The 11,773-nt window shown below is 72.1% G+C and carries 14 protein-coding genes and 1 tRNA gene; 3 read left to right on the top strand and 12 right to left on the bottom strand.

Translation table 11 applies throughout. The annotated features are described in order from the left end of the window. Positions 1-62 precede the first annotated feature (62 nt). The gene (locus tag WN71_RS03120) at positions 63-725 is read left to right on the top strand and encodes a GAF and ANTAR domain-containing protein (RefSeq protein ID WP_046583769.1); all 663 of its coding nucleotides are present in this window, start codon (positions 63-65) and stop codon (positions 723-725) included. Between the two features lie 48 nt (positions 726-773). Here the strand turns inward: WN71_RS03120 and WN71_RS03115 are convergent, their stop codons facing one another. The 3 genes from WN71_RS03115 to WN71_RS03105 form a co-directional block, all read right to left on the bottom strand. Beyond that, positions 774-1,595, bottom strand: a complete 822-nt coding sequence (locus WN71_RS03115; protein WP_046583770.1) for a YceI family protein — start codon at positions 1,593-1,595, stop codon at positions 774-776. A 104-nt stretch (positions 1,596-1,699) separates the two neighbouring features. Continuing rightward, positions 1,700-4,225: an MFS transporter gene (locus WN71_RS03110; RefSeq protein WP_046583771.1), complete on the bottom strand. Its 2,526-nt coding sequence runs from the start codon at positions 4,223-4,225 to the stop codon at positions 1,700-1,702. A gap of 81 nt (positions 4,226-4,306) precedes the next feature. Next, entirely contained in the window at positions 4,307-4,807 is a 501-nt protein-coding gene (locus WN71_RS03105; RefSeq protein ID WP_046583772.1) for a MarR family winged helix-turn-helix transcriptional regulator, read from the bottom strand. 195 nt (positions 4,808-5,002) lie between these two features. Here WN71_RS03105 and WN71_RS03100 point away from each other — a divergent pair, with 195 nt between their 5' ends. Next, positions 5,003-5,200, top strand: a complete 198-nt coding sequence (locus tag WN71_RS03100; protein ID WP_046583773.1) for a hypothetical protein — start codon at positions 5,003-5,005, stop codon at positions 5,198-5,200. Between the two features lie 61 nt (positions 5,201-5,261). Here WN71_RS03100 and WN71_RS03095 read toward each other — a convergent pair whose 3' ends face one another. The 9 genes from WN71_RS03095 to WN71_RS03055 all read right to left on the bottom strand — a co-directional run bounded on the left by WN71_RS03095 (position 5,262) and on the right by WN71_RS03055 (position 10,838). Beyond that, positions 5,262-5,990, bottom strand: a complete 729-nt coding sequence (locus tag WN71_RS03095; protein WP_046583774.1) for a hypothetical protein — start codon at positions 5,988-5,990, stop codon at positions 5,262-5,264. Positions 5,991-6,074: 84 nt separating this feature from the next. Beyond that, a complete protein-coding gene (locus WN71_RS03090; RefSeq protein ID WP_046583775.1) occupies positions 6,075-6,980 on the bottom strand; it encodes an RNA polymerase sigma factor SigF in 906 nt (301 codons plus the stop codon). A gap of 242 nt (positions 6,981-7,222) precedes the next feature. After that, on the bottom strand, positions 7,223-8,188 hold the full coding sequence (locus WN71_RS03085; RefSeq protein ID WP_046583790.1) for an RNA polymerase sigma factor SigF: 966 nt from the start codon (positions 8,186-8,188) through the stop codon (positions 7,223-7,225). A 221-nt stretch (positions 8,189-8,409) separates the two neighbouring features. After that, complete coding sequence (locus WN71_RS03080) at positions 8,410-8,703, bottom strand: Dabb family protein (protein ID WP_046583776.1); 294 nt, start codon at positions 8,701-8,703, stop codon at positions 8,410-8,412. 55 nt (positions 8,704-8,758) lie between these two features. Then, complete coding sequence (locus tag WN71_RS03075) at positions 8,759-8,938, bottom strand: hypothetical protein (protein ID WP_046583777.1); 180 nt, start codon at positions 8,936-8,938, stop codon at positions 8,759-8,761. A gap of 182 nt (positions 8,939-9,120) precedes the next feature. Next, positions 9,121-9,205 (bottom strand) — tRNA-Ser (locus tag WN71_RS03070). A gap of 45 nt (positions 9,206-9,250) precedes the next feature. Further along, positions 9,251-9,682: a tRNA adenosine(34) deaminase TadA gene (gene tadA / locus WN71_RS03065; protein ID WP_046583778.1), complete on the bottom strand. Its 432-nt coding sequence runs from the start codon at positions 9,680-9,682 to the stop codon at positions 9,251-9,253. A gap of 152 nt (positions 9,683-9,834) precedes the next feature. After that, positions 9,835-10,365: a tRNA adenosine deaminase-associated protein gene (locus WN71_RS03060; RefSeq protein WP_046583779.1), complete on the bottom strand. Its 531-nt coding sequence runs from the start codon at positions 10,363-10,365 to the stop codon at positions 9,835-9,837. A 278-nt stretch (positions 10,366-10,643) separates the two neighbouring features. Beyond that, positions 10,644-10,838 (bottom strand): hypothetical protein, encoded by a 195-nt coding sequence (locus tag WN71_RS03055; RefSeq protein WP_046583780.1) that lies wholly within the window; start codon positions 10,836-10,838, stop codon positions 10,644-10,646. Between the two features lie 96 nt (positions 10,839-10,934). Between WN71_RS03055 and upp the strand changes: the two genes are divergently transcribed. After that, positions 10,935-11,570 carry a uracil phosphoribosyltransferase gene (gene upp / locus WN71_RS03050; RefSeq protein WP_046583781.1) on the top strand — a complete coding sequence of 212 codons (636 nt, stop codon included), beginning with the start codon at positions 10,935-10,937 and terminating at the stop codon, positions 11,568-11,570. The last annotated feature ends 203 nt before the right edge of the window (positions 11,571-11,773 follow it).

Raw genomic sequence — 11,773 nt, 5'->3', positions numbered from 1 at the left:
GAGCATGGCCGAGGGCCATGCCATTCGAGAGGTTCGTGGTGGCTTCGTCTGAATTTTCCGATATGACGCGCCTGTCGGCCGGTCTTGAGCTGGCCGAGGCACTCACCGATGCTGCTCGGCAACTGCACGGGACGACCACTCCGCAGGACACGCTGCGCACGGCCGTCCGGCTGACGGTGGACCTGCTGCCCGGCGCGGACCACGCCGGTGTGTCGGAGATCGACCGCGGTGAGGGCCTGCGGACTCTCGCCTGGAGCGACGACCTGGTGCGAGACGCCGCGAGCCCCGAACTCCCGCACCGGGAGCGGCTGTGGGCCTCGCCGGTGGTGCGCGTGGCGGCCGGTGACAACGGTCTCGGCGAGGGACCGCTGGCCGGCGTCGGGGTGCGCTCGGTGCTCTCGCTCAGGCTGCGCGCGGACAAGCGCAGGCTCACCGTCCTGACCGCGTACTCCCGGGACCCGTACGCCTTCGACGAGTCCGCCACCCGGGTCGGGCGGCTGCTCACGGCGCATGTCGGCCTCGCGCTGAACTCCGTCACCGTGCGGGAGCAGCTCACCGAGGCCATGCACACCCGCGATCTGATCGGGCAGGCCACCGGCATCCTCATGGAGCGGCTGGACATCGACGCGGTCGCCGCGTTCGAGAGCCTGGTGCGCGCCTCGCAGCGGGAGAACGTCAAGCTCCGCGACCTGGCCCGGCGGATCGTCGCGTCGACGGACAACTGACGTCCTGATGAAGGACGTACGACCGCCGGGGCCAGGTCGCCGCGGTCGTCAGACGGCCGGCAGGGACTCGCCCTGGACCGCCTGGACGTCCAGCTCGATCCGCAGCGTGGTGCCGATGGCGGCGATGCCCGCCTGGAGGACCTGGTTGTAGTTCATCGCGAAGTCCTCGCGGCGCAGCTCGGCCGTGGCGCGGAACGCCGCCCGGGTGCCGCCCCAGGGGTCGGCGCCGGTGCCGAGGTAGGCGAGGTCGAGGTCGACGGGCCGTACGACACCGCGCATCGAGAGGTCGCCGTGGACCGTCCAGCGGTCCGGGCCCGCCGCGGTCAGGCCGGTGCTCCGGTAGGTGATCTCCGGGTGGTTCGCCACGTCGAGGAAGTCGGCGGAGCGCAGGTGCTCGTCCCGGGTGTGGTTGCCGGTGTCGATGGACGCGGCCTCGATCACCGCCTCCACGCGGGACTTGGCGACGTCGTCCGGGGCGATCTCGATCGCGCCCGTGAACGCGGTGAACCGGCCCCGCACGCTGGAGATCCCCAGGTGCTGGGCGACGGCGGCGACCGCGGAGTGCGCCGGGTCGATCGTCCACGGGCCGGGCGGGGGCAGTTCGGTGCCGCCCTGCCGGGTCAGCGTCACCGTGCCGACCTCGGCCCGGCCGCTCGCGGTGACCAGCGCGGTCGCGGCGGCGGGGGCGTAGCCGACGGCCGTGACGATCACCGTGTACGGGCCCGGCGCGAGAGCGGTGGCATCGCGCACCGCCCCCTCGGGGTCCGCCTCGGCGCGCAGCACCTGCGCGCCCGTCATGTCGGTCACCGTGACGACCGCGTGCGACACGGCCCAGCCGTCCCGCGTACGGATCTTCGCGGTCAGTCCCATCCCGTCAACTCCTGGAGAAAGCGCTGCGATTGCCGGCGAATGCCGGTACGTGCCTGTAAGGGAACCGGCCCGTGGCGCGGGGCGCGCCACGGGCCGGGGCCGGACTACTCGTCCGGGTGGGCCAGTTCGATGTCGTGTCCGTCGACACCCTGGCCGGTGACCGTCAGCGCGGTCGCGGCCGGCGGGTAGCCCGTCGCGATGACGGTGTACTCGCCGCCGTCCAGATCGCCGAAGGCGTACGCGCCGTCCGCGCCGGTGGTGGCGGTGGCGACCACGTTGCCCGCCGCGTCGACCAGGGTGACCCGGGCGTCGGCCAGCGGGCCGTGCGGGGCCCGTACGACACCCAGGAGCCGGGCGCCGGAGTCGAGGTCGACCTCGATCCGGGTGACGCCGGTGCCGCCCACCTCGACCGGCAGCGCCCGGGGCCGGAAGCCGGCCGCGTTCACCGCGAGGGTCACGGTGCCGGGCACCAGCTCGGCGAAGGCGAACTCGCCCTGTTCGCCGGTGGTGCCGGTGGCCAGCAGATCGCCGCGCACGTCGGTGACGATCACCATCGCGTCCTTGACCGGCTGCCCGCTCTCGGTGGCGCGCACCGTGCCGCCGAGGCCGCTGGTGCCGCTGAGCAGGATGTCGTAGTCGACGGGTTCGCCGTTCACCACGATCGTGGAGGCCTGCGGCTGGTAGCCGTCGGCGGAGGCGATCAGGACGTAGCTGCCCGCGCCCGGCGCGCTCACCGCGTAGGAGCCGTCGGCCCGCGCGACCGAGCGGCCGAGCTGGCTGCCGGTCAGCGAGATCAGGGTGACCGCGGCCTGCGCGACGGGCGCGCTCTCGGCGCCGCGGACCTGGCCGCGGACCGGGACGCCCGCGCCGTGGGCGGTGACGGTCGCCGAGGCGGCGGCCGGTGCGGCGACGGCGGCGAGCCGGGCCGTGCCCTCGGTGGCCGGGGCGTGGGCGGCCGGTGCCCCGGCGAACGCCGCGGCGGGGACCGGGTCGGGGACCGGGGCGGCCGACCCGGTCGGGGCGCCCTCCACATCGGCGTCGGAGACCGGCTCCACCGGGACCGGGGCCCCGGCGACGGCCGCGGCGTCCGCGACGGCGAGGCCCTCCTGCTCGGCGGCCTGCGCGAGGGCGCCGGTGGTCCGCAGCGGGACCTCCTTGATGAAGATCACGACCAGGAAGGCGATGAACGCGGCCGGCGCGCTGAAGAGGAAGACGTCTCCGATGCCGTGGCCGTAGGCGCCCTCCAGCCAGGTGCGGATCGGGCCGGGCAGGGCGTCCATGTCGGGCAGCGCGCTGCCGCCGACCGCCTTGGCCGCGGCCGCCTGGCTCTGCGGGTCCAGGGCGGTGATGGTGTCCTTGGCGTAGTGGGTGATCCGGGTGGACATCACCGAGCCGAGCACGCCGACGCCGACCGCGCCGCCCAGGGAGCGGAAGAAGCTGACGACGGAGGAGGCCACGCCGAGGTCGCGCGGGGCGACCTGGTTCTGCGTGGAGAGCACCAGGTTCTGCATCATCATGCCGACGCCGATGCCCAGCAGCGCCATGTAGATCGACAGCTCCCAGTACGGGGTGTCGTAGCGCATCCCGCCGAGCAGGGCGAGGCCCGCGGTGAGCGAGGCGCCGCCGGCGACCAGCCAGGCCTTCCAGCGGCCGGTGCGGGTGATGACCTGGCCGGAGACCATCGACGACAGGAACAGGCCGCCGATCATCGGGATGGTCATGACGCCGGACATCGTCGGGGACTTGTCGCGGGCCAGCTGGAAGTACTGCGAGAAGAACACGGTGCCCGCGTACATGCCGACGCCGACGAACATCGAGGCGAGCGACGCGAGCGAGATGGTGCGGTTGCGGAACAGGCGCAGCGGGATGATCGGCTCGCTGGCCTTCGTCTCCGTGAGCAGGAACAGCAGCGTCAGCACGATCGTGCCGCCGACCATCACGCCGGACTGCCAGGAGACCCAGTCGTACTTGTCGTCGGCGAAGGTCACCCAGAGCAGCAGCAGGCAGGCCGCGGCGGTGATGAAGAAGGCGCCCAGCCAGTCGACCTTGACCTGGCGCTTGACGACGGGCAGGTGCAGCGTCTTCTGCAGCAGCACGAGCGCTATCAGCGCGAAGGGGATGCCGACGAACAGGCAGTAGCGCCAGCCGAGCCACGAGGTGTCGGTGATCACGCCGCCGAGCAGCGGGCCGCCCACGGTCGCGACCGCGAACGTGGCGCCGGTGTAGCCGGAGTACCGGCCGCGCTCCCGGGGGGAGATCATCGCGGCCAGGATGACCTGCACCAGGGCGGACAGACCGCCGGCGCCGAGGCCCTGGATGACACGGGCGCTGATCAGCATCGCCGGGTTCTGCGAGAGACCGGCGACGATCGAGCCGACGATGTAGATCCCGAGGGACGTCTGGACCAGGGTCTTCTTGCTGACCAGGTCCGCCATCTTGCCCCACAGCGGGACCGAGGCGGTCATCGCCAGCAGGGCGGCCGCGACGACCCAGGTGTAGGCGGACTGGCCGCCGCCGAGGTCGCCGATGATGGTCGGCAGGGCGTTGGTGACGATCGTCGACGAGAGGATCGCGGCGAACAGGCCGAGCAGCAGACCGGAGAGCGCCTCCATGATCTGCCGATGGGACATCGGGGCCTGGCCTGCGCCTCCCCCGTGCTTCGCGTGGGCCCGCACACCTGCTGGTGTGGTCGTTGCCATGGGTTTCCTTTTCTACGTGGTCGCGGGTGTACGGGTGGTCGGGGTGAGTGCGGGGGTGAGGGCGGGCGCCCGGGAGTGCGGGGAGCGGCAGTCGCCGAAGCTCTCCCGCAGCCGGGTCATCAGACCGGTCAGCTGCCCGATCTCGTCGTCGGTCCAGTCGCTCAGCCGGTGGGCCAGCAGCTCGGTCATCCGCTCGTAGAGCTCGCCGAGCATGGTCCGGCCCGCGGGGGTGAGCCGCAGGATCCGGGAGCGTCCGTCCGCGGGGTCGGGGGACCGTTCGAGCCAGCCGCGGTCGGCGAGGTGCGCGACATGCCGGCTGGTCACGGACATGTCGACGGCGAGCAGCTCGGTGAGCCGGCTCATGCGCATGTCCCCGTGACGGCCGAGCACGGTCAGCACGGCCGCGGAGCCGGCCGGACAGTCGGGCGGCAGGATCCGGCCCATGTCCCGCTTCACGGCTCCGACGGCGCTGAGCTGACGGGCCAGCTCCTCGAACTGCGCCTGCTCCGCCATCACACCTCCCGCTACTCGTTGCTTTGGGCAACCATATGACCGGTTGGTTGTTACAGGCAAATAATTGGGGGGCTTCAGGGCTAAAAACTTGGCAAAGGCAAGTATGGCAACCGTAAATCCGCGTACGGCTACGGCCGGTTTTGCGCACGGTCCCCCACTTGGGCCGCTGCCGCCGATTCGCTAGTGTCTCGGGCCATGGCTAACACCCAGGGCCCCCAGGGCAACTACGACCCCGCCGGCAGCACCCAGATGTTCCGCGCCTTCGTCGACGAGGCCCCGCAGGGCCAACAGCAGCAGCAGGCGGCGCCCGCGGGCCCGCGCATCGGCCTGATCGTCGGCGTGGTCGCCGCGGTCGTGATCGTCGCGGCGGTGGCCTGGCTGGCGCTGATGTGACGAAGTGCCCTGCGGGGCACGCCCGTTCCACTTCACGGCCGGGGTTCGCACGGACCCGTGGCTACGTCCACCGGACGGACGCGTCGCGGGTCTCGACGTGCATCCCCAGCGGAACCCGCCAGGCGTCGACGCACACCGTCCAGGTCGCCGACGTGCGCGCCCCGGCGCCGATCGGCGCCGGGAGGTCCTCGGTGGACGTGACGGTCGCCCAGTCGATGCCGAGCGCCCCGATGATGTGCGTCCCGAACGTCACCGTGCCCGAACGCACCGGTGTGCCGCCGGAGTTGCGGAACTCCACGGTCACCTCGTCGCACCAGCGCCGGTCTCCGGCCTGCCATGCGGGACCGCTCCAGGCGAGCGCCGCGGGCGCGGCCGTACGGGACGACGTGGGCGTGGGTGACGTGTGGGAGCCGTGTGCTCCGGAGGGGGCCGTGGCGCCGGCGTCCGTTCCCGGACCCGCTGCCGCGGCGGCGGGCGAGCCGCCCGCGCCGCTCTCGCGGTCCTCGGCGCCCTCGCCGCGGCTGCCGCTCCTGTCGCTCGTGTCGCTGCTGTCGCCCGAACCGCCTCCGGGCCGTGGGGAGTCGGAGGCGCCGTCCAGCGGGACGAGCCGTACCGCTCCCGTCGGACCCGTCGTCGGAGTCCCCGAGGGGCCGTCCGCGGGCCCCACCGCCGCGTAGCCGCCGCCCGCGCCCCCGCCGCAGGCCGCGAGCGCCACGCCCAGCACGGCGACGGCCGCCGACGCGCCGATCGCGGCGCCCCGACGGCCATGCGTCACTGTCGCTCGAAGCATCGCGCCATGGTGGCTGACGCTCCGTCAAATAGGAACCCTCGCGGCGGATCCGCGAGACCCGGCCCGACCGGGACCCGGCGGGGGTCAGTCCGAGATGAGACCCTCGCGCAGCTGGGCCAGGGTCCGGGTGAGCAGCCGGGAGACGTGCATCTGGGAGATGCCGACCTCCTCGCCGATCTGCGACTGGGTCATGTTGGCGAAGAACCGCAGCATGATGATCCGCCGCTCGCGGGGCGGCAGCTTGGCCAGCAGCGGCTTCAGCGACTCGCGGTACTCGACGCCCTCCAGGGCCGTGTCCTCGTAGCCGAGGCGGTCGGCCAGGGAGCCCTCGCCGCCGTCGTCCTCCGGGGCGGGGGAGTCCAGCGAGGAGGCGGTGTAGGCGTTGCCGACCGCCAGGCCGTCGACCACGTCCTCCTCGGACACCCCGAGCACGGCGGCCAGTTCGGTCACCGTCGGGGAGCGGTCGAGCTTCTGGGACAGCTCGTCGCTGGCCTTCGTCAGGGCCAGGCGCAGCTCCTGGAGCCGCCGCGGCACCCGCACCGACCACGACGTGTCGCGGAAGAACCGCTTGATCTCGCCGACCACGGTCGGCATGGCGAACGTCGGGAACTCGACGCCGCGCTCGCAGTCGAACCGGTCGATCGCCTTGATCAGGCCGATGGTGCCGACCTGGACGATGTCCTCCATCGGCTCGTTGCGGGAGCGGAAGCGGGCGGCCGCGTAGCGGACCAGGGGGAGGTTGAGCTCGATGAGGGTGTCCCGGACGTAGGCGCGTTCGGGGCTGTGCTCGTCGAGTGCGGCGAGCCGCAGGAACAGGGAGCGGGACAGGGTGCGGGTGTCGATGGCTTCCGAGACGGGAGGAGCCGGAGCCGGCTCGGTCTCGGGAGCCACGACCTCATCGATGGGGCCGCCGAGTGTGTCGAGCGCCTCGGTCGTGGTGTCGCTCTTCTGGAGCGTGAGCACCTTCGAGCTGCCCTGTTCTGCGGACATGCCACCCCCTTTGGGTCGCGGGACGGTCGCGGCGTCGTTCCGTGGAGGAACGATGCCTTCACCTGAATACCGGAGCCGGAGCCGCGGCAAACGCGCTTCCCGCAGAATGTCACATGTCGGCAACACCCTGAAGTGATAAGTCGACATGTTGAGCGCGAATCGGCCCTGGAAAGAGGGGGTCTGACGGTCTATCGGCGCACAACTGTCGGGAACCGCCCTGGTGAGCGATTCGCTCGTGCCGGTTACACCTCGATCCTGTTTGCGGATCGGAGGCGCTGGAAGCTACGCGCGAGTAGCCGGGAAACGTGCATCTGCGAGACGCCGAGTTCCGCACTGATCTGCGACTGGGTGAGATTGCTGTAGTACCGCAGCAGCAGGATTCTCTGTTCCCGCTCGGGAAGCTGGACCAGCAGATGCCGTACCAGATCGCGGTGTTCCACGCCGTCCAGGGCGGGGTCCTCGTAGCCGATCCGGTCGAGCAGTCCGGGCAGCCCGTCGCCCTCCTGCGCGGCCTCCAGGGAGGTCGCGTGGTACGACCGCCCGGCCTCGATGCAGGAGAGCACCTCGTCCTCGCCGATGCGCAGCCGTTCGGCGATCTCGGCGGTCGAGGGGGAGCGCCCGAAGGCCGTGGTGAGGTCCTCGGTGGCGCTGTTGACCTGGACCCACAACTCGTGGAGCCGGCGCGGCACATGGACGGTGCGGACGTTGTCCCGGAAGTACCGCTTGATCTCGCCGACCACGGTCGGCATGGCGAACGTCGGGAACTGCACGCCGCGCTCGGGGTCGAAGCGGTCGATGGCGTTGATCAACCCGATGGTGCCGACCTGGACCACGTCCTCCATCGGCTCGTTGCGGGAGCGGAAGCGGGCGGCCGCGTAGCGCACGAGCGGGAGGTTGGCCTCGATGAGCGCCCCGCGCACGCGGTCGTGCTCCGGCGTGCCCGGCCGGAGGTCTTTCAACTGTGCGAACAGCACCTGGGTGAGCGCCCGGGTGTCCGCGCCGCGGCGCTTCTCCGCGGGGGGTGCGGGTGCGGGCGGCTGGGCCGGCCCGGGAGTCTGCGCGGTCTCGGTGACCGGTCCGCTCCCCGGCGGCTGCGCGTTCCCGGCGGCCGGTCCGCTCCCCGGAGGCTCGTCGGGCGCGGGGCGCTCGTCGGGCGCGGGAGGCTGGGCGGGCACCTCGTCCTGGGGCGGCGCAGTACTGGCCGACACGGTCAACGCCACCTCTTCTTCGATCAATCAACCGTCAAAAGCGGTCATAGCATCACAAGACATGTGCACTGTGTGCAAGCACCCCCTTACGTCGTGTTGAGGGCACGTCGAGGTACGCAACGTGGCACAGCCCCCCGCGTTCCGGCGGGGGGCTGCACAGGGTCGGGATCGCGCCGCGCGAACGGGCGCGCGCCCCGGTCCGAGGAAGGCTCGGCGGGCGCTCAGTAGGCGTAGTCGGCGATCACCCAGGTGGCGAACTCGCGCCAGAGGGCGACGCCCGCCTGGTGCTCGGGGTGCTCCACGTAGGCGCGCAGCGACTCGGCGTCGTCGAAGCCGGAGTTGATGGCGAAGTCGTAGGCGATGGGCCGGTCGCTGACGTTCCAGCCCAGCTCCCAGAACCGGATCTCGGGGATCTTCCCGTCCAGTGCCCGGAACGCCTCGACGCCCGCCACGACCCGGGGGTCGTCGCGCTCGACACCTTCGTTGAGCTTGAAGAGGACCAGATGGCGCATCATGCGGGTTCCCGGGGCCTTTCTGTCGGCGGGGCCTGGGCCGTTCCGTCGGCAGGCCCTAGTTCTGGGCGCCGTCGGCCAGCCAGGTCATGAAGGTGCCGATGGCCTTGGCGGCGTCCGATATGCCCTCGAACCCTATCTGCACGTAGTCCGCGGCCTTGGCCGGATCCGTGATGATCACGTACAGCACGAAGACCACGAGCGCATAGACGGCGATCTTCTTCGCGTTCACCGCCATCGCGGCCTCCCCTGTGATGCCCTGGCCAATGCCTCTGCCTGCCGGCGCGAGTTTAACCGGCACAACGCCTTTAGGGGTGGCCGCAGATGGGCGATGACCGGGGCCGAAGGGCCCGCACGGACACGACGTCCACGCCCGCGGACGCACGAAGGGCCCCGTCTCGCGACGGGGCCCTTCTTCGGCGGTAGCGGAGGGATTTGAACCCTCGGTGACTTGCGCCACACTCGCTTTCGAGGCGAGCTCCTTCGGCCGCTCGGACACGCTACCGAGGGAGACCCTACAGCACAGTGTCGCCCTCGCTGAAATCGGTATTCAGCGGTCCCGGAAGAAATCCGTGAGCAGCCGCGCGCACTCGTCCGCGAGGACGCCCTCGATCACCTCGGGGCGGTGGTTGAGGCGGCGGTCGCGGACCACGTCCCACAGGGAGCCGGCCGCGCCCGCCTTGTCGTCGCGGGCACCGTAGACGACCCGGTCCACCCTGGACTGCACCAGCGCCCCGGCGCACATCGTGCACGGCTCCAGGGTGACGACCAGCGTGCAGCCCGCCAGCCGCCACTCGCCGAGCCGCGCCGCGGCGCGCCGGATCGCGAGGACCTCGGCGTGCGCGGTGGGGTCCCCGGTGGCCTCCCGCTCGTTGTGGCCGCTCGCCAGCACCGTCGTACCGTCCGCGGACAGCACGACGGCGCCGACGGGGACGTCCCCGCCCCGGACGGCCAGCCCGGCCTCGTCCAGGGCGAGCCGCATGGCCGCCCGCCAGCGGTCGCGGACCGGGTCCGGCGCCGGACCCGGTCCGCGACCGGGGGGCGGTCCGGGCCGGGGGCCGGAATGCGGTCCGGGCCCGTGGCCGGAGTGCGCCGGCGGATCCGCGGGCGCGGCCGGTCCGGTGTGCGGTGCGGTCAGCGGACGGTCTCCAGCACCTCCGAGGCCCCGAGGGCCTCGGCGATCGTGTTCAGCGCGTCCTCCGCGTCCAGGGCGCGCAGCTCCTTCTCGCTGACGCCCAGGTCGTCGAGGATCTCGCTGTCGCCGACGGGGCTGTGCGGCACCGAATCGGCGCCGGAGCCCTCCTCGTCGTCATCGTCGTCGGGCTCACCGTCCTCGGTGCCGTCGAGGTCCAGCGAGTCCAGATCGGCCGCGTCGTCGCCGGGCTCCCGCCCGAGCAGTTCGTCGGTGAGCAGGATCTCGCCGTACGAGCTGCGGGCAGCGGCGGCGGCGTCCGAGACGTAGATACGCGGGTCGTCCTCACCGTCGATGCGGACGACGCCGAACCACGCGTCCTCCTGCTCGATGAGCACCAGGACCGTGTCGTCCTCGGGCGAGGCTTCACGGGCCAGGTCGGCCAGGTCCGACAGGGTCTCCACATCGTCGAGCTCTGTGTCGCTCGCTTCCCACCCGTCTTCGGTGCGCGCGAGCAGTGCGGCGAAGTACACCGTGACTCTCCCACTGGTCATAGGCGTGCCGGTTGGGGGTCCCCCCGGCGGAGGTTCTGGGCGGGAAGAGCTGTGCTCCGAGCCCCACCCACTCGGAATCGTGGCAGAAACAAAGCGTTCAGGGGACGTCTTCGGCACCCTGTGTCCGGTGGTTTTGATCGCACATCCGAAAACGACTCACCAGCGCGCTCGTTGCCGCCACCTGCGGATCGTACGCGGGTTTGGCCGCGGCCTCGGCACGGCCGCCCGCCCCGCCCCGATACCGGCCGTGATCTTCTTTACCAGCGGAACGTCCGCATCCGCATGGCATGTCGCAGCCGGGCGGCCTTGGCGCGGCGCGGCTGCACCCGGTCGCGCAACTCCCGCGCCTCGGCGAGATCGCGCAGGAACTGGGCGCGCCGTCGGCGGCGCTCGGCGTCCGTCTCGCGCGGCTGCTGCTGTCCTTCGGCGTTCCGCTCGGGCAGGTCAGGCATCGGTGCATCACCCCAGGTCCGTCCCTCCCACTTTCCCTCGGACGGGCGGTTTGATGCGGGCGCGTGGGGACATCGAGCACGGTTAATGTGGTGCTTATGCGTCTCCACGTCGTCGACCACCCGCTGGTCGCCCACAAGCTCACCACGCTGCGCGACGAGCGCACCGACTCCGCGACCTTCCGCCGGCTCGCCGACGAACTGGTCACCCTGCTCGCCTACGAGGCCACGCGGGACGTGCGCACCGAGGTCGTCGACATCCGGACGCCGGTCGCCGCCACCACCGGCGTCAAGCTCTCCTACCCGCGCCCCCTGGTGGTCCCGATCCTGCGGGCCGGCCTCGGGATGCTGGACGGCATGGTGCGGCTGCTGCCGACCGCCGAGGTGGGCTTCCTCGGCATGGTCCGCAACGAGGAGACGCTCCAGGCGTCGACGTACGCCTCCCGGATGCCGGAGGACCTCTCGGGGCGCCAGGTGTACGTCCTGGACCCGATGCTCGCCACGGGCGGCACGCTGGTCGCGGCGATCCAGGAGCTGATCCGGCGCGGCGCGGACGATGTCACCGCCGTGGTGCTGCTGGCCGCCCCCGAGGGCGTCGAGCTGATGGAGCGCGAGCTCGCGGGCACGCCGGTGACGGTCGTGACGGCGGCCGTCGACGAGCGCCTCAACGAGCACGGCTACATCGTCCCTGGCCTGGGGGACGCGGGGGATCGCCTGTACGGCGCGGCGGAGTAGCGGTCCGGCGGTTCGCCCCCCAGGGGCGCGGGGAACCGCGCGACCGGCCATGACGTGCCCGCGGGTCGTCCTGCGCCTGCGACCCGGTGGGGCTCTTTCGCGCAGTTCCCCGCGCCCCTGGGAGTACGGCTGGGCGGCTCCCCCAGGGGCGCGGGGAACTGCGCGATCAGCCACGACGTGCCTGCGGGTCGTAGCGCACCTGC

Origin of the sequence: Streptomyces mangrovisoli (genome assembly GCF_000974985.2) — a bacterium.
Classification (GTDB): Bacteria; Actinomycetota; Actinomycetes; order Streptomycetales; family Streptomycetaceae; genus Streptomyces; species Streptomyces mangrovisoli.
This window is presented reverse-complemented; position numbering and strand designations above follow the sequence as displayed.

Bases quoted from the DNA above. Each gene is read 5' to 3' on its own strand.
- WN71_RS03120 (WP_046583769.1), top strand. From the start codon at position 63: ATGACGCGCCTGTCGGCCGGTCTTGAGCTGGCCGAGGCACTCACCGAT.
- WN71_RS03115 (WP_046583770.1), bottom strand. From the start codon at position 1,595: ATGGGACTGACCGCGAAGATCCGTACGCGGGACGGCTGGGCCGTGTCG.
- WN71_RS03110 (WP_046583771.1), bottom strand. From the start codon at position 4,225: ATGTCCCATCGGCAGATCATGGAGGCGCTCTCCGGTCTGCTGCTCGGC.
- WN71_RS03105 (WP_046583772.1), bottom strand. From the start codon at position 4,807: ATGGCGGAGCAGGCGCAGTTCGAGGAGCTGGCCCGTCAGCTCAGCGCC.
- WN71_RS03100 (WP_046583773.1), top strand. From the start codon at position 5,003: ATGGCTAACACCCAGGGCCCCCAGGGCAACTACGACCCCGCCGGCAGC.
- WN71_RS03095 (WP_046583774.1), bottom strand. From the start codon at position 5,990: ATGCTTCGAGCGACAGTGACGCATGGCCGTCGGGGCGCCGCGATCGGC.
- WN71_RS03090 (WP_046583775.1), bottom strand. From the start codon at position 6,980: ATGTCCGCAGAACAGGGCAGCTCGAAGGTGCTCACGCTCCAGAAGAGC.
- WN71_RS03080 (WP_046583776.1), bottom strand. From the start codon at position 8,703: ATGATGCGCCATCTGGTCCTCTTCAAGCTCAACGAAGGTGTCGAGCGC.
- WN71_RS03075 (WP_046583777.1), bottom strand. From the start codon at position 8,938: ATGGCGGTGAACGCGAAGAAGATCGCCGTCTATGCGCTCGTGGTCTTC.
- tadA (WP_046583778.1), bottom strand. From the start codon at position 9,682: ATGCGGCTCGCCCTGGACGAGGCCGGGCTGGCCGTCCGGGGCGGGGAC.
- WN71_RS03055 (WP_046583780.1), bottom strand. From the start codon at position 10,838: ATGCCTGACCTGCCCGAGCGGAACGCCGAAGGACAGCAGCAGCCGCGC.
- upp (WP_046583781.1), top strand. From the start codon at position 10,935: ATGCGTCTCCACGTCGTCGACCACCCGCTGGTCGCCCACAAGCTCACC.